Source organism: Xanthomonas sp. NCPPB 3582 (assembly GCF_041475735.2).
Taxonomy (GTDB): domain Bacteria; phylum Pseudomonadota; class Gammaproteobacteria; order Xanthomonadales; family Xanthomonadaceae; genus Xanthomonas; species Xanthomonas codiaei.
This window is the reverse complement of the sequence record NZ_CM192968.1, coordinates 80001-99771: the sequence shown is the minus strand read 5'-3', so window position 1 is coordinate 99771 and position 19771 is coordinate 80001. Positions and strand designations below refer to the sequence as shown.

General features: G+C 65.4%; 12 protein-coding genes and 2 rRNA genes. 6 read left to right on the top strand and 8 right to left on the bottom strand.

What is annotated here, in order from left to right; translation table 11 throughout:
• Positions 1-114 precede the first annotated feature (114 nt).
• Genes ACCQ05_RS00400 through ACCQ05_RS00385 form a run of 4 tightly spaced genes read left to right on the top strand, consistent with a single transcriptional unit; the run spans position 115 to position 6182 of the window.
• Positions 115-1236: an AAA family ATPase gene (locus ACCQ05_RS00400; RefSeq protein ID WP_372392553.1), complete on the top strand. Its 1122-nt coding sequence runs from the start codon at positions 115-117 to the stop codon at positions 1234-1236.
• Positions 1233-1646, top strand: coding sequence for a bpX5 domain-containing protein (locus ACCQ05_RS00395; RefSeq protein WP_372392552.1), 414 nt, complete (start codon positions 1233-1235; stop codon positions 1644-1646). Before ACCQ05_RS00400 ends, ACCQ05_RS00395 begins: the two co-directional genes overlap by 4 nt.
• Positions 1643-3490 (top strand): hypothetical protein, encoded by a 1848-nt coding sequence (locus tag ACCQ05_RS00390; RefSeq protein ID WP_228963080.1) that lies wholly within the window; start codon positions 1643-1645, stop codon positions 3488-3490. The genes ACCQ05_RS00395 and ACCQ05_RS00390 overlap by 4 nt, the downstream gene beginning before the upstream one ends.
• Positions 3483-6182, top strand: a complete 2700-nt coding sequence (locus ACCQ05_RS00385; RefSeq protein ID WP_228963081.1) for a bpX6 domain-containing protein — start codon at positions 3483-3485, stop codon at positions 6180-6182. The genes ACCQ05_RS00390 and ACCQ05_RS00385 overlap by 8 nt, the downstream gene beginning before the upstream one ends.
• 106 nt (positions 6183-6288) lie before the next feature.
• Here ACCQ05_RS00385 and ACCQ05_RS00380 read toward each other — a convergent pair whose 3' ends face one another.
• From ACCQ05_RS00380 to ACCQ05_RS00370, 3 genes are all read right to left on the bottom strand, one after another.
• Positions 6289-7323 (bottom strand): DUF4272 domain-containing protein, encoded by a 1035-nt coding sequence (locus ACCQ05_RS00380; RefSeq protein WP_372360285.1) that lies wholly within the window; start codon positions 7321-7323, stop codon positions 6289-6291.
• A gap of 49 nt (positions 7324-7372) precedes the next feature.
• Positions 7373-7909 (bottom strand): GNAT family N-acetyltransferase, encoded by a 537-nt coding sequence (locus ACCQ05_RS00375; RefSeq protein ID WP_228963949.1) that lies wholly within the window; start codon positions 7907-7909, stop codon positions 7373-7375.
• 176 nt (positions 7910-8085) lie between these two features.
• Positions 8086-10062, bottom strand: a complete 1977-nt coding sequence (locus ACCQ05_RS00370; RefSeq protein ID WP_228963947.1) for a UvrD-helicase domain-containing protein — start codon at positions 10060-10062, stop codon at positions 8086-8088.
• A 219-nt stretch (positions 10063-10281) separates the two neighbouring features.
• Between ACCQ05_RS00370 and ACCQ05_RS00365 the strand changes: the two genes are divergently transcribed.
• Together ACCQ05_RS00365 and ACCQ05_RS00360 are read left to right on the top strand one after the other, a co-directional pair.
• Complete coding sequence (locus ACCQ05_RS00365) at positions 10282-10917, top strand: thymidine kinase (protein ID WP_104541313.1); 636 nt, start codon at positions 10282-10284, stop codon at positions 10915-10917.
• Positions 10918-11178: 261 nt separating this feature from the next.
• The gene (locus tag ACCQ05_RS00360) at positions 11179-12423 is read left to right on the top strand and encodes a GAF domain-containing sensor histidine kinase (RefSeq protein WP_228963944.1); all 1245 of its coding nucleotides are present in this window, start codon (positions 11179-11181) and stop codon (positions 12421-12423) included.
• 103 nt (positions 12424-12526) lie between these two features.
• Here the strand turns inward: ACCQ05_RS00360 and ACCQ05_RS00355 are convergent, their stop codons facing one another.
• The 5 genes from ACCQ05_RS00355 to ACCQ05_RS00335 all read right to left on the bottom strand — a co-directional run bounded on the left by ACCQ05_RS00355 (position 12527) and on the right by ACCQ05_RS00335 (position 19559).
• Positions 12527-14128 (bottom strand): OpgD/OpgG family glucan biosynthesis protein, encoded by a 1602-nt coding sequence (locus ACCQ05_RS00355; protein WP_372392551.1) that lies wholly within the window; start codon positions 14126-14128, stop codon positions 12527-12529.
• Between the two features lie 67 nt (positions 14129-14195).
• Entirely contained in the window at positions 14196-15257 is a 1062-nt protein-coding gene (locus ACCQ05_RS00350) for a DUF4380 domain-containing protein (protein WP_228962699.1), read from the bottom strand.
• Positions 15258-15392: 135 nt separating this feature from the next.
• The gene (mutM, locus tag ACCQ05_RS00345; protein WP_228962700.1) at positions 15393-16208 is read right to left on the bottom strand and encodes a bifunctional DNA-formamidopyrimidine glycosylase/DNA-(apurinic or apyrimidinic site) lyase; all 816 of its coding nucleotides are present in this window, start codon (positions 16206-16208) and stop codon (positions 15393-15395) included.
• A gap of 243 nt (positions 16209-16451) precedes the next feature.
• Positions 16452-16566: ribosomal RNA gene (rrf, locus tag ACCQ05_RS00340) — 5S ribosomal RNA — on the bottom strand.
• A 112-nt stretch (positions 16567-16678) separates the two neighbouring features.
• A 23S ribosomal RNA gene (locus ACCQ05_RS00335) occupies positions 16679-19559 on the bottom strand.
• Between the last annotated feature and the right edge of the window lie 212 nt (positions 19560-19771).

Sequence of the window (19771 nt, the reverse complement as noted above, 5' to 3'; positions counted from 1 at the left end):
GCAGGATACCCGCACGTCCATGGCAACCTCGTTAAGCGGGGGTGCCCGTTCCATTGCCCACCACCGATCGTCCGTGCAGCGGCCGGTCGCGCGTTCTCTCGAAGGATCGACCGCATGCAAGCCCCGTCTGATGCCGCCGCGCGTGTTCGCGCCACCGTCCACTCCGCCACCAGCGGGTTGATCGAACGCGATCAACTGGCCGAACTGATCGTGCTGGCAGCGGTGGCCCAGGAACACCTGCTGATCATCGGCCCGCCGGGCACCGCCAAGAGCGCAGTGGTGCGGCGCGTCGCCGCCGCACTGGGCGGCCGTTATTTCGAATATCTGCTGGGCCGCTTCACCGAACCGGCCGAGCTGTTCGGCCCGGTGGACCTGCGCAAATTGCGCGAGGGCAGCGTGCAGATCGATGTCACCGGGATGTTGCCGGAAGCGGACATCGCGTTCCTCGACGAAGTCTTCCTGGGTTCCACCGCCATCCTCAACACCTTGCTGGGCCTGCTCAACGAACGCCGCTTCCGGCGTGGCCAGACCGACCTGCACTGCCCGTTGCGGCTGTGCGTGGGCGCAGCCAACGCACTGCCCGAAGACGATGCGCTGGCGGCCTTCAGCGACCGCTTCCTGCTGCATCTGTTCGTCGACCCGGTGGCCGACCACCAGCTCGAAGCGCTGCTGGCCGGCGGATGGCAGGCCGAACGTGCGCCGCTGCAGCCTGTCGCCGGGCTGGCCGACCTGGACCTGTTGTGCGAACAGGCGCGTGCGGTGGACATGGATGGCGCACGCACGGCGCTGGCCGCGGCGATCCGGACATTGCGCGGCGCCGGCGTGCAGCTGTCGGACCGTCGCCTGGTCAAGACCCAGCGGCTGATCGCCGCAGCCTGCGTGCTGGCCGGACGCACCCGGGCCAGCGAGGCCGATCTGTGGCCGTTGTTCTATGTGCTGCCGACGCGCGAACAGCAAGCCAGCGCACAGGACCTGCTGCGCGGCACCCTGGCCGCCGCTGCCAATCCCACCCTGCGCGCGGCCGTCGAACAGGCCGCCCTGCAACCGCTCTCGCGCACTGCGCGGCTGGTCGAGGCCGCCCAGTGCTGTCTGCAGGATCCGCACACTCCGGCGCTGCGCACCATGGCCGAAGCCTTGCTGCGCGAGATCGATGCCAACTTCACGGCCGCCTCGCTGCCGGCCGAGCTGGCCCACGAACGCACACGCCTGATCGAGCAGATCGGCAGCGGGGCGTGAACTGGTCGTGGCAGGACGAGCCGGTGCCGGTCGCCCCGCAGGGGGTGATCGGCGTGGGCGATGCCGCACGCGCGTTGCTGGCGGCATGGGCGCGCGTGCCCGACGGCGCGGGCTTGCTGGTTACCGCCACGGCGCAAGCCGTGCTGCTGACCGGCCCTGCGCAGCAACTGCCCTGGGCCAACGGCGTGCAATACGTGGCACCGCGCGTGGACGCCGCTGGCCTGTGGTTGCCCACCGCCGAACGCCCCGACCTTGCGCTGGAACTGCTGGAGCGTGCGCTGCGCCGCCAGCACGGGCCGCAGCCGTTGTTGCTGCTGCGCTCACCTGCGCTGGTGCTGCCGCTGCATCGGTTGCTGCCGGCGCGTCCCGAGGTCGTGGCGCAGATCCGTCAGCGCTGGGAGGCCGCGTGAGTGCCGCGCTGCAGTTGCCCGCCCCGCTACAGGCCTGGCGGCTGTGGCTGGACTGGTTCGACCCGGAAATCGCCTCCCAGCTCGGCACCTGGTTGCTGCGTCTGGACCCCTTGCTCGGCCGCAACAGCCTGCGCCGCCGGGATGGCGACAGCGAGCCGGACGGCATCGACGACCTGCGCCGGCGCGGCAGCTACACGCATCTGCTGCTGAGCGAGTGGGCACTGGCCGACGCATTGCCGGAGGAATTCCTGCGCCGTGCCGCACACGCCGAGCACCTGTTCCTGGTGCCCCGCATGCAGGCGCGCACGCGCGATGCGCGTCTGGTGGCGATCTTCGATGCCGGTCCGGCGCAATGGGGCGCGCCGCGTCTGGCGCAGATTGCGTTGTGGATCCTGCTGGCACGCCGTGCGCAGTCCGCCAACGCGCGCTTTGGCTGGGGCCTGGCGCATCTGCCCGGCGACCTGCACGACGCCGACAGCCCCGCCCGGCTGCAACAGCTGCTGCAGGGCCGCACCTTCGAGGCGACCGGCCTGCAGCATGCGCAGGCCTGGGCCACACAGTTGGCAAGCGCTACGCCCACCACCAGCGAGTGCTGGTGGATCGGCGCGCAGCCGGTGCGTGCGGCACCGTTCCACCACCAGGCCGGCATCGCGCCTGCGGCAGATGCGCATCTGCAGGTGATGCTGCAGACGCGCCACGGCACCCGCAGCAGCCTGTTGCCGATGCCTGCCAGCATGGCCGCCAGGCAACTGCTGCGCGGGCATTTCATCGACACGCAACGCCCTGCCGAAGCCGACACCGCAAAACACGTGGTCAAGGGCAAGTTTTCGCTGCGCCATGCGCCGCTGTTCAGCCCTGGCGGTAGCTATGTCGCGCTGCTGCTGGCAGACGGCTGCCGCAGCGCGATGGTGAAGGTGCAGCCCGCCGACATCGCCAAACGGGCGGCGCCGCGCTACCACCAATGGGCGCAGGGCGGTCAGCCGCTGTGCCTTGCGGTGCAAAACAAGCACCTGGGCGGCATCGTCGCTGTCCGGGAGCAGGCCGAGTTCTGGAATCTTGATGGCATGCCCAGCTCCATCGATGCCGGCGGGAAGAGCATCTGCCCAGCGCCAGGCCAGGTGCGGCTGCGTCCGTGCGTATGGCTCAACAGCGGCGGCAAACCGCAGCGGTTCCTGCTGTGGGACCAGCACGGCCGGCTGATGACGTGGACGCGCGATACCCACCGGGGGCAGCGGGTTGCACAAGGCAGCGAGATCGCCGGGCATCTGGTGGCGCTGGCGCAAAGCGATGCCGAACACGCGGTCTACGCCACCCATGTCGCTGGCGAACTGCGGCTGCTGCGCCTGCACCGCGCCGGCAAGCAGGACCTGATCCTGCAGCTGGCGCTGGGGTCGCGTCCGCCGGTGGTGTTGCTGCGCAGCCTGGCCCAGGAGGGTCAATGGCGTGGCGCCATCGCCCTGGAACTGGCAAGCCGTCAGGCCGGCGGCGACCGCTCGCTGGCCTACCGGGTGTTGCACGGGGGCCCGGCCGATGGCTTTCAGGAATTCGAGGCGATCGTGGCGTCCGGCGACAGGCCGATCGGCCTGATCGGCGACCCGGACGCGCCGCAGCACAGCCTGCTGCTGGTACTGCGCGCCGATCGTCGCGCGCTGCTCGCCATCGGGGCCAGCGGCCGGCAGACACTGTATCGCGCTGCCAGCGAGATCAGCGCTGCGACGGTGTCCAGCGATGGCGCGCGGGTCGCACTGGTCACCCTGCAGGGGCAGGCGTGGATCCTTGGCGATGGCGGGCGGACCCCGCTGGTGGTCGTGCAAGCTCAGGCCGAGCAACCTGGCCATGAGTAGTTCCGCACGCACGGACAACGCGGCCGGCCGCGTGCGGTACCCGCTGTGGCACGGCAGCCAGATGGTGTCGGCGCTGTGGTTCTCGGCAGCGTGGCTGAGCCCGGACCAACGCCTGGCCAGGCTTGTCTGCGCCTGGCAACCCGGTAGCCGGGCGCTGCGCTTTGCCGACGGCGATGTGCTGTGCTTCGCCGCGCCGCGTGCGCTGGTTTGCGAGCAGGCGCCCGGCCTGGTGCTGTGCCAGGTGCATGGCGGGCTGTTCTCCGGCGCGTTGACCGCCGCCGAGGCGGCGCAGTTGCCCCCCGCCGATATCGGCCTGGTCCATGGCGCCCAGGTGATCGCCTTGCAATGGCAAGACGCGGTGGCGCTGGATCCTTCCGAGGCGATCGACGTGTCCGGCTACCCGCTGCACATGCCCTACGACTGCAGCCCAGCCGGTCCACCGCTGGAGGTGGACCGGCTGCGCGGCAAACCGCTGCGGCAACTGCTGGGCAAGGCCGTCCCGCCAGCCAGCGCCGAGCGCGATGCGTTTCTGCATGCGCTGAAGACGCAGCGCCCCAACGGTGACAACAACACGCTATGGCAACGCTTGCTGGCGCGCGCTCAGCGCACCCTGGGCAGCGACTACGCACCGGCATCGCAGGGATCCGCAGCCACCGGGCAGAACGCCACCGTGCCGGCACGCCGGGGCGCAGCATCTGTGTCGGCGTGGCGCATGCGACTTGCCCGCGCACTGGTTGCCTCGCGAATGGCCAGCTTGGTCGGACGTCGCCAGGGCGCCTACATGCGCCGGATGCTGCGCCAGTTCGAAAACGGCGATCTGGACGAAGCCTTGCGCAACGCGCTGCCGCTCGATGGCGTGGGCGAGTCGTTGGGGCAGGCGTTCGGGGTGCCCCAACGGCGCAGTGACCTGAGTCTGTCGCGCACGCGCGACGCCGGCACCAGCATTGGCCTGGGCGAAGAGCTGCAGGCGCATCTGCGCACGACCTATCGCAGCGCCTTCGCGCGCCTGGACCGCGAGGGGCAGATCGATCGTGCGGTGTTCGTGCTGGCCGAATTGCTCAATGCGCGCCAAGAGGCGCTCGACTATCTGGTCAAGCACGCTCGCTACAAACAGGCTGCGGAGCTGGCACTGGGCTGGGACATGTCGGCGGCGATGATCATCCGGCTGCTGATGCTGTCCGGCGACCACGCGCGTGCGGTGCAGGTCGCACGCCGCGATGGCGCCTTTGCCGCCGCCATCCAGCTGCTGCACGGCACCGAGCGCGCACTGGCCGACGCGCTGCGGCTGGAATGGGGCCAGGCACTGGTGCAGGCCGGCGACTGGCTGGCCGCCGTGGACGCGGTGTGGCCGCTGCACAAAGCGCGCAACCAGGCCGCGCAGTGGCTGTTGGCCGCAGAACAGGCCGGCAGCACGCTGCGCGCACGCGCCCTGGTCAAGCGCGCGCAGCTGTTGCCGGATACGCTGGAACACTATGCCGACCGCATCGCCGCGCTTGCAGACCCCACCGCCGATCCGGCACCGCGCAGCGAAATGGCAGCAGCACTGCTGGTGGATGCTTCCCCCAACCGCTCGCTGCAACAGCTGGCACGGCAGCTGCTGCCGGCAATTGCCGCCGATCATGCGCTCGCACGCAACAGCCTGTCGGTCGGCGATCTGACCACGCTGCTGAAACTGGCCAACGACCCACTGCTCAGCGCCGATATTCCCGCCTTCAAACCACACGTCGCGGCCAGCCAATCCAAACTATGGGACAGCGCCACCACCCTGCGACTGCAGGCACCGCAGGCCGGCCTGGCGGCCATCCACGATGTGGCTGCACTCCCGGGTCGCCGTTATCTGCTGGCCCTGGGCGAAGCCGGTGCGGCGGTGGTGGACACGCACGGGCGCCTGCTGCGGCGCTACCCGGCGCCTGCGTTTGGTGTGGTCATCGCCGACAGTGGGCAGGTCGCCCTGGCAATCGCACCGCGTGAGCGCATGTCCACCGTCCATCGGCTGGATTTGATCACCCATGCGGTGCGCGACCTTGGCCAGATCGCGCTGCAGTACGCCGCGCCCAGCTACAGCGGAATCGGCTGGAGCATCGTGGTCGACAACCGGCTGCTGGTCGTCGATACGGACAAGGATCTGCACAGCGTGCTGTGGCATGTCGGCGACCTGCCCGGCCCGGTGATTGCGGCGGGATTCTTCAGCGATTGCGAGGTGTATCTCGTGCAGGCCCGCGAGCACCTGGAGGACTGGACCTACAGCCTGCCTGCGCGGCGCCTCAAGGCGCGCGAGTCCCTGCGCGTGGAGCCACAAACGCCGCTGCTCGCGCATCGGCTCGGCAGCGTGCAGCAAGCGGATGTGCGCGCCGATCCCGATGGCGACATTTGGCTGCACTACCAGCACACCGGCAGCGCCCGTCAGCGCCGTTTGCACGAACGCAGCGCCGCATCCGGCGCGCCGGATGGCTCAAGCGTGGTGGCGCTTGAAGCGGGATTCCTGGTGGGCCTGCATTGGCCGCATGGCTCGCGCTATCTGGTGGTGCGCCACCAGGACGGCGGCATCGTTGCGTCGCTGGACTGGGCTACGGGCATCGCGGTCAAGGTGCGAGAGCAGTCCGGCCATCTGCTGTTCCATGACGCGCACGGCCGTTTACTGGATCTGCAGACCGACCGCTCGCTGACCCATGCCATGTCCTTCCTCGGCTAGCGCATGTGAGAAGCACACGCTGAGGCAGGCGCGAAGACGCAACGCCAGGCGGGTGCAGTGCGCCAAGCCCCACGCAGCGCCGAGGTCGCAGCGGCGCTCGCGACGCTCAGGTCGGTGTATCCACCTCGTCCCAGTCGGCGTCTTCGAAGTGCAGCAGCCAGTTGAGCGCGTAATGCCGCTCGTACACCACGCCGGGCACGATGCCGGCGGGGACCGTCTGACCGGATTGCCCGGCCTGGCGCACTGCCCAGTGCAGGCGCAGGTGGCGGTCCAGCGCATCCAGCAGCTCCGGCACCGGGCGCAGCGTTGGCGGCGGTGCCGTGGGAATCTTGGCGCGCTCCAGCGCGCGCTGCGCCACGCCGGGCACATCGCACAGACCGGTGGGCAGCGGCAGGGTGTCGGTCATGCCCACCGCCCATTGCAGCAGTGCCAGGCTTTCGTAGCGCCAGCCGAAGTTGGCCAGTTGCTGCGCATCCGGCTGGGGGTGTCCGAAGAATGCCTGTTCCTGTGGCGACAGCGCAGCCTGCAGTCCCGGCAGGCGTTCGGCCATGTCGGCCAGCGACGGCGGCGTATCGCCGGCGGCCAGGATTTCCGCCCGCAGCGCCACCGCAAACAACGCCAGCATGCGCGCGGCAATGCTGTCCGGCGTCCGCAGGCGGGCCTCGGCCTGCCCCGGCACCGGCGGCAGGCTCGGTGGCACGCGGATGCCCAACGCTGCCAGTTGGTCGTGCTGGCGCGCGCGGCGCGCCAGCGCGTCCGGTGGATAGGGCAGCTGCGCCTGCGCATCCAACGGCGGCTCGCCCTGGCTGACCAGCACCCGGCCCTGCGGGTCGCGCACGCTGCCGTCGGCCAGGAAGCACACCGCGTTGGCCTGCTCGGCCCACTGCGCCAGCGCGCCGAACGCCGCATCGTCCACCTCGAAGCTGAAGTGCTGGCGCACCCGCTGCACATGCCGCATCAGGTGATAGCGCGCCTGGGTCATCTGGCCATCGCCGGCCTGGCTCACATAGCCGACAAAGCCGTGCAGATGCGCGGCCAGTTCTGGATCGGCGTGGTCGCGATGCTGCACGGCGGCCTGCGGCAGAAACTCCGGCCAAAGCGGCGTGCGCAGCGTGGAATAGGCGTTGATCAACAGCGCCATGCGGGCCCCCTTTGCGATGGAAACAGCCGGCAGGGTGGCGCAGCGCCGCTCAGCTGTCCACGCCAGCAGGGCCGAGCTCGATCGTGTAGTACGCCACCGCCTCGGTGCCGGGACTGAGCACCCGCAGGCTCTCATAGCGCAGCCCCAGCGCTTCCAGCGCGCGGATCGAATCGGCATTGCCTGGCGAAACGATCGCGCACACCTGCGTCAGTCCCAATACCTGGTGCGCATGCGCCAGCACCGCACGCCCGGCTTCGGTCACATAGCCCCTGCCGCGATACGCGGGCAACAGCGCAAAGCCGATATGCGGCACCGGCAAGGTCTCGCGGCACAGCAGGCCCAAGGTGCCCATGAAGGTGCTTGCCTCGCGCGTTTCCAGCGCCCAGTGCGCGAAGCCGTGTTGTTGCTGATGCGCCTGCGCCCACTCGCGCACATGCTCGCGCGCCTGTTCGCGCGTGCGGATGCCGCGGTCGTTGATGCCGGCGATGAACGCAGGGTCGTTGACCAGCGCCAGCATCGCCTCGGCATCGCGCTCGGGGTCGAGCAGACGCAAGCGCACGCGTGCGGTTTCGAGGATGACGGTCACGGCGCGCTCGGTTGGCGGGAACCTCAGACTGCCGTGCGGCAGTGGCACTGACAAGCCGGACGTCATCGCACACCGTCACGCCCGCTGCCGCAGGTCGCCGGTGGCGGCCTCACCGCCATCGTCGCCCAGCTCACAGCGAGCGCAGGCGGCGTAAGGGGAGCCGCTGTCCGCCGTGCTCAGTCGAACAACGCCTGGATCGCCGCCAACCCCGCGCTGGCGCGTTCCTTCTTGCGCTCGGCATCGGCCACCGGGTCGGCGCCGTCGCGCTGCAGCTCCGCTGCCGGAATCTCGTCGAAGAACCGGCTCGGCTTCAACCGCACATGCTCGCCGAACTTGCGCGTCAGCTTGCTGTAGCTCATCCACAACTGCTGCTTGGCGCGGGTGATGCCCACGTACAACAGGCGGCGCTCTTCCTGCAGATTGCCTTCTTCCAGGCTCACTTCGTGCGGCAGCACGCCATCTTCGCAGCCGACGATGAACACATAGCGGAATTCCAGGCCCTTGGATGCATGCATGGTCATCATGCGCACCTGGTTGCCGCCATCGTCCTTGTCGTTGCGCGACAGCAGCGCCAGCTGCGCAGCCAGATCGCTGGCGCTGGCGCCGCGCGGCCCACCTTCGAACCATTCTGCCAATTCGTCCAGGTTGCGCTTGCGGCGCTGGAAGCCGGTTTCGTCCTTGGACTGGTTGCGCAGATCGTTGAGCAGGCCGGATTTGTCGGCCAGCATGCGTACCAGTTCGCCCGCCGGCATGCTGGTGGAGTGCTGGCGCATCTCGCGCAGGATGTCGGTAAACGCGCTCAGGCCGTTGGCCGCACGCGGCGGCAGCTGCTGCAATGCCCCCATCGACTCGGCCGCACGCGACATCGGCACCGACTTGCCGCTGGCCAGCTCGGCCAGGCGCGCCAGCGAGGTCGCACCCACTTCGCGCTTGGGCGACTGCACCGCACGCAGGAAGGCGGCGTCATCGTCCGGATTGACGATCAGGCGCAACCACGACAGCAGGTCCTTGACCTCCTGCCGCTCCAGGAACGCCGTGCCGCCGGTCAGGTGATATGGCACCCGCAACAACTGCAGCGCCTTTTCCAGCGGCCGTGACTGGAAATTGCCGCGGAACAGGATGCAGAAATCGCTCCACGGCACCTGCTTGGCGGTGCCCAGGAACGAGATTTCGGCAGCCACCTTTTCCGCCTCGTGCTCGCTGTCGCGGCATTCCCACACGCGAATGCGCTCGCCGTCGGCCTGGTCGCTCCACAGCGTTTTCAGATGCTCGTGCGGGTTGTGCGCGATCAACGCGTTGGCCGCGCGCAGCACGCGGTTGGAGCAGCGGTAGTTCTGCTCCAGCTTGATGATTTCCAGCGCCGGATAATCGCGCCCCATCTGCTGCAGGTTTTCCGGGTTGGCGCCGCGCCAGGCGTAGATGCTCTGGTCGTCGTCGCCCACGCAGGTGAAGTTGCCGCGCGGGCCGGCCAGCATCTTCAGCAGCCGGTACTGCGCATCGTTGGTGTCCTGGCATTCGTCCACCAGCAGGTAGCCGATGCGTTCGCGCCAGCCCAGCACGATCTCTTCGTTGGCCTCCAGGATCTGCACCGGCAGGCGGATCAGATCGTCGAAGTCCACCGCATTGAAGGTGGTCAGCCGCGCCTGGTAGCGCTCGTACAGACTGGCGGCTTCTTTTTCGCGATTGCTGCGCGCCGCAGCCATGGCCTGCTCGGGCGAGAGCCCGGCGTTCTTGGCGCGCGAGATCAGGTTCTTGGCGTCCTCGATCGCATCGGGCTTGGCGCCATGCATCAGGTCCTTGATCTGCGCGGCAGCATCGTCCGAATCGAAGATCGAGAACCCGCGCTTCAGGCCGGCGGCGGCATGTTCGATCTGCAGGAACTTCAACCCCAGCGCGTGGAAGGTGCAGATGGTCAGACCGTCGGCGCCGTCGCCGCGGATGCGCTTGGCCACACGCTCGCGCATTTCCTTGGCCGATTTGTTGGTGAAGGTGATCGCGGCGATGCGCTTGGCCGGGTAGCGGCCGGTGGCGATCAGGTGCGCGATCTTCTCCACGATCACGCGCGTCTTGCCGCTGCCGGCACCGGCCAGCACCAACAGGGGACCTTCGCAGTGCAGCACCGCGGCGCTTTGCGGGGGATTGAGACCGTGCATAGAGGCTTCCGACAGAGCGCGCCATTGTACCGGGGCGGGCAGCGGCTGGCCGGCGCAGCGGGTTCATGCGGCGCCGGGAAGCGCCGCCGTTGCCGCAGCGTGTTCGCCCAATGCGTGGTGGCGACTGATGCTGTTGCATCTGATGCTGCTGCATCGGCCGGCCAGCCCGGACAACGCCGGCCTTCCGCATCCCGCCGCCCGGCCCGCTAAAATCGCCCAATGGCCAAGCTCTATTTCTACTATTCGGCGATGAACGCCGGCAAGACCACCACCTTGCTGCAATCGGCGCACAACTACCGCGAGCGTGGCATGCGCACACTGATCCTCACGCCCAAGCTCGATCACCGCGCCGGCAGCGGCGTGGTCGCCTCGCGGATCGGACTGCGCGCGGACGGGCGCACGTTCGACCGCAGCACCGAATTGCAACAGCTGGTCGAACGCGACATCGCCGCCGACGGGCCGCTGCATTGCGTGCTGGTGGACGAAGCGCAATTCCTTGGCCGCGCGCAGGTCTGGCAATTGAGCGAGGTGGTCGACCGGCTGCGCATCCCGGTGCTGTGCTACGGCCTGCGCACGGATTTCCGCGGCGAGCTGTTCGAAGGCAGCCAGTTCCTGCTGGCCTGGGCCGACGAACTGGAAGAGATCAAGACCATCTGCCACAGCGGCAGCAAGGCCACCATGACCGTCCGCGTGGATGCGCACGGCCACGCCGTGCAGGACGGCCCGCAGGTGGAGATTGGCGGCAACGAACGCTACGTCTCGGTCAGCCGCGCCGAGTTCAAGAAGATCATGCGCGGCGAAGGCCGCATCGATCCATTGCAGATCGCGCTGCCGCTGCCGTCTGCCAGCAGCTAGGTTGCCGCCTTACCGCTCGGCTCGCACGCCGATGGCAGGCATGGGACGCTGCTCGGGAGCGCGCACCGCGGTCGCGGCCTCGCATTCCCCAGCTATACCATTCATCGCCATCGCCAGACCCGCGCGGGCATGCACACCGCAGCATCCCCGGCGCCGACCGACAGGCATATCCTGATGCCTGTGTGGCAGCGGCCTGATGCCCAACCAGGCCCGGCTGTGGTGCTGTAAACTGGCGGGCATCCACTTCTGGGGAGGCAATGCATGGGTCCGCTTCCCGCTGAGCTCCGCGCCGATATCGCGCGCGTTGGCCGGCTCTCATCGGTCCCGGATGTCCTGACCATTCTCACCCGTCTGACCGGCATGGGCTTTGCCGCGGTCGCGCGCGTGACCGACGCGCGCTGGATCACCTGCCAGGTGCGCGACGAGCTGTCCTTCGGTCTGGTGCCGGGCGACGAACTGCCGCTGGCCACCACGTTCTGCGACAGCGTGCGGGTCAAGGGCAACGCGGTCTGGTTCGGCCATGCCTCGGACGACCCGGTCTACCGCGACCATCCGTCGCCACGGCTGTACGGCTTCGAAAGCTATGTCTCGGTGCCGATCCGCTTCGACGATGGCAGCGTATTCGGCACCCTGTGCGCGCTGGATCCGCTGCCACGGGTCATGGACCGGCAGCTGGTGGAGAAGGTCGAGCTGCTGGCGCAGTTGCTGGGCGCACAGATCCAGGCCGAGCAGCGCGCCGAGGAGAGTGCGCAGGAATCGCAACGCGCGCGCAGCGAACTCGGTCGCGCCGGCGCCTCGGCGCGGCTGCGCGAAGAATTCATCGGCATCCTGGGGCACGACCTGCGCAACCCGCTGCAGTCCATGCACGCGGTGGTGGACATGCTCGCCATCGACCCGATCAACCAGCGCCAGGGCGGCGCCATCCGTTCGATGCAGCGCAGCTTGCAGCGCATGGAAGAGCTGATCGACTTCGCCTGCGATTTCGCCCGCGGCATCGAGCGCGACTGGCTGCAGCTGGACTACGGCAATGGCAGCGATCTGTCCGACGCGCTTTCGCAGGTGGTCGACGAAACCCGTGCCGCCTATCCCAATCAGGTGCTGTCCACGCACGTGGCCATCGACGAACCGGTGCATGGCGATGCGGTGCGGCTGGCGCAGATGTTCGGCAGCATGATGATCAACGCGGTGGTGCAGGGCCAGCAGAGTTCGCTGATCAAGGCGGTGGCGGTCACCGAACAGGGCCGTCTGCGGCTTGAGGTCTGCAATCTGGATGGCATCGATCCACGCCGGCTGGATGTGCTCCACGCTTCCACGCACGTGCATAGCGCCGGCCGCGCGGTGCCGGAAGTGGATCTGGGCCTGCACATGGCCGCGCAGATCGCACAGGCGCACCAGGGTGAGCTGCGCATCACCAGCGGCAAGAACGGCACCTGCTTTGGCGTGGAGTTGTCCTGCGCACGGCCGCGCACGCGCCTGCAATTGATCAACGGCACGACGTCGGCCTGAGCGCGCTGACGCTGCGGCAACACCGGCAGCGCTCCTGCACCGTCGCGCGCGTTGCCGTCGGTCGACGACGGCAACGCGCGTTCCGCATGCCCGGCACGCGAATTCAGTACAGCTTGCGCTCGCTCACCGGTGGCGGTGTCCACTGATAGAGCCAGGTTTCGGTCAAGGGCTTGCCATTGGCGCGCAGGTACAGACGGATGTCGATCTGCTGGGTGCTCTCGTCCGGTGGCACCAGGTCGAACATCGCCCGGTAGCCCTTGAGCTCGTGCAATGGGCGCGCCGAGACGATTTCGGTGGTGCCGCGCGACACTTGGATCACCGCTTCGACCTTGGTCTTTGCCTCCTTGACCAGGGCAGGCAACTCGCCCCCGGCAAAATCCACCGCAAACCGCCATGAGAAGTGGCTGCGCTTTTGCCCGACGATACCGCCCAGCCCGGTGCGGGTGGCCACGCAATGCGCCAGCGGCGAACTGGCCGGCGGCTGCGCGCCCCAGTACAGGCGATACCCCAGCAACAGTTCCTGCCCCGGCTGTGGCTTGGCCTGCGGGTTCCAGAACGCCACGATATTGTCGAAGGTCTCGTCCACGGTCGGAATCTCGACCAACTGCACCGACCCCTTGCCCCAGCCGCTCTTGGGCTCCACCCACAGGCACGGGCGCTTCTCGTAGAACACGCCGTCGTCCTGGTAATGGTCGAAGTTGCGGTCGCGTTGCAGCAGCCCGAAGCCGCGCGGGTTCTCATCCACGAACATGTTGAAACGCAGCTGCGGCGGATTGCACAACGGCCGCCAGATCCATTCGCCGCCACCGGTCCACATCGCCAGGCCATCGGTGTCGTGGATTTCCGGCCGCCAGTCCCAGTCCATGCGGCTATCGTTTTCGCCAACCTGGTACATGCTGGTACACGGGCCGATGCCCAGCCGCTCGATGGCCTTGCGCGGGTACAACGCACTGTCGATATCCATCACCAGCACGTCGCCATTGGTGATGGCAAAGCGATAGGCGCCGGCAACGCTGGGCGAATCCAGCAGGCCGTACACCACCACGGTATCGGAGGCGTCGGCCGGTTGTTCCAGGTAGTAGGCAATGAAGTCCGGAAACTCCTCCGGGCCACCGGTTCCGGTGTCGATGGCCAGCCCGCGCGCGGACTGCCCGTACTGGCCTTCCTTGCCCACGGCGCGGAAGTAGCTCGCGCCCAGAAACGCCGCAAAGTCGCGCTCGGTGTCCTTGCGCGTATTGAGCCGGAAGCCGGCAAATCCCAGGTCCTTGGGCAGCTGTTTGCCCCCCAGCCCACTGCTGCCGTAGTCGAACGCAGCCGGGTCGTAGGCCAGTTGCTGCGCCTTGCCATCGACGATGTCGTAGATATGCACCGGCGTGTGGAAGTACAGCCCCAGGTGGAAGAATTTCGCCTGGAACTTGCCATTGCCGTCGGCCCACAACGCGTGATCCTGGCGATAGCGGATCGATTGATACTGATCCCAGTTCAATGCCTCCAGCGGGCCGGGCAACACCTGCTTGTGGCTCTTGTACGGTGCGGCAGCCAATGCGCGCGCCTGTCCCTTGAGCCAGGCATAGTCGAAGGGTTGCGGCTGGCCGAGCCGACGCAGGCCCACGGCCTTGCCCGCCAATGCCCACTGCGGCACTGCCGGTAAACCGAGCGCGGCCAGGGCGGCAGCGGCATTTTTCAGGAAGTGGCGTCGTTGCATGCGCATCGGTCTGAGCTAAGGAATGGCGACATCATAGCCACAGCCCGGCGTGGACGCGCATGCGGGTTCAAGGCCCCTCGGATGCAGCCACGCAGGCATGGTCCAGGCCCAGCTCCGTGGCCTTGCTGCACAGGAACTGCCGCTGTGCCTGCACCTGATCGGGCCCGGCGTACGGCAACACCGTCCACTGCTCCTGCGCCTGCATCTGCGCGCCCGGCGCCAGCTGGCGATACGGCGCGTGCACCTCCATTTCCAGCAAGCCCTGTTCGGGATGCTGTGGCGGCGCATCCAGATACAACTCCACCTGACCCTGCTCGGGATGGATCGACGCCAATGGCTGGTGCGCGAAGCGAATCACCAGGACCTGCGTTCCGGCAAACCCGGCCATCCAACCTGCCGATGGCTGCAGCAACAGCTTGCCACGCTGGATCAGGCCGTCGTGACGCGCGTCGGCGCGCAGTGCAAGGACGCCTGCGTGGTGCGAGAAGGTCGGCGCTGTCGTCCCCGGCTCTGCTGCTGGCTGCACCCGCACATCGGCCGTGCTGGCCACCGGTACGAAGACCCGCGTGCTCGCTGCCACCCGGGTGTTGAACCACAGATCCCAGGCGATCGCCTGCTTGCGGATATTGCGCGCGGTGGCGCGCAGCTCCACGGTGTCCGCGCGCGTCCCGGAGAGCGCGATGTGCTTGCCCAGCTGCACGCCCGTCACCGGGCTGGGTACGCCTTGCAGACTCGCCCGACTCGGCCCATGGGTGACCACGCGCGTAGTCGCCAGCGACAGATACGGGTCCGGCGGCCACACCGCAGCCGCGGCCTGGCGCTGCGGATTGACTTGCTGATGCACCCACCACTGGCTCTGCGGTCCCACCCACACGTCGTGTCCTAGATACGGCACATCGCCAGCGGTGGCAGACACCACCGGTGCCGGCAGCCGCTCCACGGCGGTTCCCACTTTCAACACATTGGGTTGTCCACGCAGGTTGAAGGACAGCACGCGCCCACCGAATGCCGGCGTCAGACTCAGCTCCAGCACCTCGTTGCTCAGGCGGATGCGCTCTACCGCTGCGGTATCTTGGTGATTCGGCGCATCGGCCTGCGCCAGGCTCCAGGGCAGCAGCGTCAACGTCATGGCTATCCACAGCGACTTCAAGCGGCGCGGCATTCCGGGCATGTGGCGATTCCAGGCGTAAGGCCCGTGATTGTCGCGCCGTCCTTGCCGGGACACTAGCCGCGCAGCTACGGCGTCAGCCCACCACGCCAGCGCCTATCGCTGGCAGCTGCCGCACCACACCGTTGCCCGCTGCCCGATGGTGGCGTGCTTCAAGGCCCGCCCGCACTGTTTGCAGGGCTCGCCCTCACGGCCATACACACTCAATTCCTGCTCGAAATAGCCGGGTGCGCCATCCGGGTTGATAAAGTCCCGCAACGTGGTGCCGCCACGCTGGATGGCGTAGCCAAGTATCTCTTTGACGGCAGCGGCCAGCCGGCGATACCGGTCCAGCGACACCTTTCCGGCTTCGCGCAACGGACTGATTCCCGCGCGATGCAGGCTTTCGGCCGCGTAGATATTGCCGACACCAACCACCACAGCCTGGTCCATCAGAAAGGTCTTGACGGCTGCACGGCGCCCACGCGACAGCGCATGCAGATAATCGCCGGTGAATGCATCGGATAATGGTTCCGGCCCCAGGTCAGCAAGCAATTCATGCGCTTGCGTGTCCGACTGCCATAGCAAACAGCCGAACCGGCGTGGGTCGTTGAAACGCAGGACACGCCCATTCTGCAGGCTGATGTCCACGTGGTCGTGCGCGCGCGGCAAGGTATCGCCCGGCAGTACCCGCAGGCTGCCCGACATGCCCAGGTGCAGCAACGCACTCCCGCCAGCGTCGGTATCCATCAGTACATACTTCGCACGTCGACGCACCTGTGTGATGGTGGCGCCGGGCAGCAGACGCTCGATCTGCTCTGCAATGGGCCAGCGCAGATCCGGACGACGCAGGATGACGCCATGGATGCGTTGCCCGACCAGATGCGGTGCCAGACCACGCACAGTAGTTTCGACTTCAGGCAACTCCGGCATCGCATCATCCAGTACCGCCGGTCATCCCCGGCAAAGCAGAACATGGAGGTATGCGTAGCAAAAGCAACCTGCGCGCTGCCGCATTGGCGGAGGTGGTGGGGCGATGAGCCGGCCGCCTGGCCGGGCTGCCGCAGGATCGAGGGGCAGAGCACCTTGGCGAGGATGGTTGGACGTGTCGAGGCCCTCAAATCGCGTGCAAAAACAAACCCCCAGTCCTATCGGACTGAGGGTTTGGGGTAAAGCCCCTGGCGATGACCTACTCTCGCATGGCTTGAGCCACACTACCATCGGCGCAGCTGCGTTTCACTTCCGAGTTCGGGATGGGATCGGGTGGTTCCACAGCGCTAATTTCACCAGGGAGACGGTTGGAGCAGCGCTTCACAGCGCCAGTCTCGCATAGGTAACTTATGACGTAGCTTGCATTTGATGATCTACCAACGTTCGTTGGGACCAAGGCAACTTGAGGTTATATGGTCAAGCCGCACGGATCATTAGTATCAGTTAGCTCAATACATTGCTGTACTTACACACCTGACCTATCAACCACGTAGTCTACATGGTTCCTTTAGGGGGCTTGTGCCCCGGGAAGTCTCATCTTGAGGCGCGCTTCCCGCTTAGATGCTTTCAGCGGTTATCGCTTCCGAACATAGCTACCCGGCAATGCCACTGGCGTGACAACCGGAACACCAGAGGTTCGTCCACTCCGGTCCTCTCGTACTAGGAGCAGCCCCTCTCAAACTTCCAACGCCCATGGCAGATAGGGACCGAACTGTCTCACGACGTTCTGAACCCAGCTCGCGTACCACTTTAAATGGCGAACAGCCATACCCTTGGGACCGACTACAGCCCCAGGATGTGATGAGCCGACATCGAGGTGCCAAACACCGCCGTCGATATGAACTCTTGGGCGGTATCAGCCTGTTATCCCCGGAGTACCTTTTATCCGTTGAGCGATGGCCCTTCCATACAGAACCACCGGATCACTAAGACCTACTTTCGTACCTGCTTGATCCGTCGATCTTGCAGTCAAGCACGCTTATGCCTTTGCACACAGTGCGCGATGTCCGACCGCGCTGAGCGTACCTTCGTGCTCCTCCGTTACTCTTTAGGAGGAGACCGCCCCAGTCAAACTACCCACCATACACGGTCCCCGATCCGGATAACGGATCTAGGTTAGAACGTCAAGCACGACAGGGTGGTATTTCAAGGATGGCTCCACTGCAGCTAGCGCCACAGTTTCATAGCCTCCCACCTATCCTACACAGACGAACTCAACGTTCAGTGTAAAGCTATAGTAAAGGTTCACGGGGTCTTTCCGTCTTGCCACGGGAACGCTGCATCTTCACAGCGATTTCAATTTCACTGAGTCTCGGGTGGAGACAGCGCCGCTGTCGTTACGCCATTCGTGCAGGTCGGAACTTACCCGACAAGGAATTTCGCTACCTTAGGACCGTTATAGTTACGGCCGCCGTTTACTGGGGCTTCGATCAAGAGCTTCGCCTTGCGGCTGACCCCATCAATTAACCTTCCAGCACCGGGCAGGCGTCACACCCTATACGTCCACTTTCGTGTTTGCAGAGTGCTGTGTTTTTGATAAACAGTCGCAGCGGCCTGGTTTCTGCGACCCTCTTCAGCTATAGCTCGCACGAGCCACCAAAAAGGGTGCACCTTCTCCCGAAGTTACGGTGCCATGTTGCCTAGTTCCTTCACCCGAGTTCTCTCAAGCGCCTGAGAATTCTCATCCTACCCACCTGTGTCGGTTTACGGTACGGTCTTCGTGAGCTGAAGCTTAGGAGCTTTTCCTGGAAGCGTGGTATCAGTGACTTCGCCATAAAGGCTCGTCTCGGTGCTCGGTCTTAAAGGATCCCGGATTTGCCAAAGATCCAAACCTACCGCCTTTCCCCGGGACAACCAACGCCCGGTACACCTAACCTTCTCCGTCCCTCCATCGCACTCACGCGAGGTGCAGGAATATTAACCTGCTTCCCATCGACTACGGCTTTCGCCCTCGCCTTAGGGACCGACTAACCCTGCGTCGATTAACGTTGCGCAAGGAAACCTTGGGCTTTCGGCGTGCGGGCTTTTCACCCGCATTATCGTTACTCATGTCAGCATTCGCACTTCCGATACCTCCAGCAGACTTCTCAATCCACCTTCGCAGGCTTACGGAACGCTCCTCTACCGCGCATAAAACAAGTTTTATGCACCCCAAGCTTCGGTTCACTGCTTAGCCCCGTTAAATCTTCCGCGCAGACCGACTCGACCAGTGAGCTATTACGCTTTCTTTAAAGGGTGGCTGCTTCTAAGCCAACCTCCTGGCTGTCTATGCCTTTCCACATCGTTTTCCACTTAGCAGTGAATTTGGGACCTTAGCTGTGGGTCTGGGTTGTTTCCCTTTTCACGACGGACGTTAGCACCCGCCGTGTGTCTCCCATACAGTCCGTCTCGGTATTCGGAGTTTGCAATGGTTTGGTAAGTCGCGATGACCCCCTAGCCATAACAGTGCTCTACCCCCGAGAGGATACATATGAGGCGCTACCTAAATAGCTTTCGAGGAGAACCAGCTATCTCCGGGTTCGATTAGCTTTTCACTCCTAATCACAGCTCATCCCCGTCTTTTGCAACAGACGTGGGTTCGGGCCTCCAGTACCTGTTACGGCACCTTCACCCTGGCCATGACTAGATCACCCGGTTTCGGGTCTACTGCCCGCGACTATGCGCCCTTATCAGACTCGGTTTCCCTTCGCCTCCCCTATACGGTTAAGCTTGCCACGAACAGTAAGTCGCTGACCCATTATACAAAAGGTACGCAGTCACTCTTGCGAGCTCCTACTGCTTGTACGCACACGGTTTCAGGATCTATTTCACTCCCCTCTCCGGGGTTCTTTTCGCCTTTCCCTCACGGTACTGGTTCACTATCGGTCGGTCAGGAGTATTTAGCCTTGGAGGATGGTCCCCCCATATTCAGACAGGGTTTCACGTGCCCCGCCCTACTCGTCTTCACTGGAGTGGCCCTTTTAAATACAGGGCTATCACCTTCTATGGCCAATCTTTCCAGATTGTTTTTCTAAAGCCATTCCAGCTTAAGGGCTGCTCCCCGTTCGCTCGTCACTACTCAGGGAATCTCGGTTGATTTCTTTTCCTCCGGTTACTTAGATATTTCAGTTCACCGGGTTCGCTTCCAGCAGCTATGAATTCACTGCAGGATACTGCCGAAGCAGTGGGTTTCCCCATTCGGACATTGCCGGATCAAAGCTTGTTGCCAGCTCCCCGACACTTTTCGCAGGCTACCACGTCCTTCATCGCCTCTGACCGCCTAGGCATCCACCGTGTGCGCTTATTCGCTTGACCATATAACCCCAAGTTGCCTCGGGGTCACATGCCGTGTTGTGTGGGGTACAAAGCCACCAACGCGAACATACGACTCAATTTCTAGGGACTCGAAGTCCCCGCCTTAGCCTCAACGACACGTTTAGATAGATATCTCAAACGCTCGCTACGTCATAAGTTATAAAAGAACACGTACCAGCCTCAACGCTGATCCGTATAAATTCTTAAGTGTG

Excerpts from the sequence above, each read along its gene's own strand:
- mutM (WP_228962700.1), bottom strand. The coding sequence starts at position 16,208 with ATGCCGGAGTTGCCTGAAGTCGAAACTACTGTGCGTGGTCTGGCACCG.
- ACCQ05_RS00350 (WP_228962699.1), bottom strand. The coding sequence starts at position 15,257 with ATGACGTTGACGCTGCTGCCCTGGAGCCTGGCGCAGGCCGATGCGCCG.
- ACCQ05_RS00365 (WP_104541313.1), top strand. The coding sequence starts at position 10,282 with ATGGCCAAGCTCTATTTCTACTATTCGGCGATGAACGCCGGCAAGACC.
- ACCQ05_RS00370 (WP_228963947.1), bottom strand. The coding sequence starts at position 10,062 with ATGCACGGTCTCAATCCCCCGCAAAGCGCCGCGGTGCTGCACTGCGAA.
- ACCQ05_RS00385 (WP_228963081.1), top strand. The coding sequence starts at position 3,483 with ATGAGTAGTTCCGCACGCACGGACAACGCGGCCGGCCGCGTGCGGTAC.
- ACCQ05_RS00360 (WP_228963944.1), top strand. The coding sequence starts at position 11,179 with ATGGGTCCGCTTCCCGCTGAGCTCCGCGCCGATATCGCGCGCGTTGGC.
- ACCQ05_RS00355 (WP_372392551.1), bottom strand. The coding sequence starts at position 14,128 with ATGCAACGACGCCACTTCCTGAAAAATGCCGCTGCCGCCCTGGCCGCG.
- ACCQ05_RS00400 (WP_372392553.1), top strand. The coding sequence starts at position 115 with ATGCAAGCCCCGTCTGATGCCGCCGCGCGTGTTCGCGCCACCGTCCAC.
- ACCQ05_RS00380 (WP_372360285.1), bottom strand. The coding sequence starts at position 7,323 with ATGGCGCTGTTGATCAACGCCTATTCCACGCTGCGCACGCCGCTTTGG.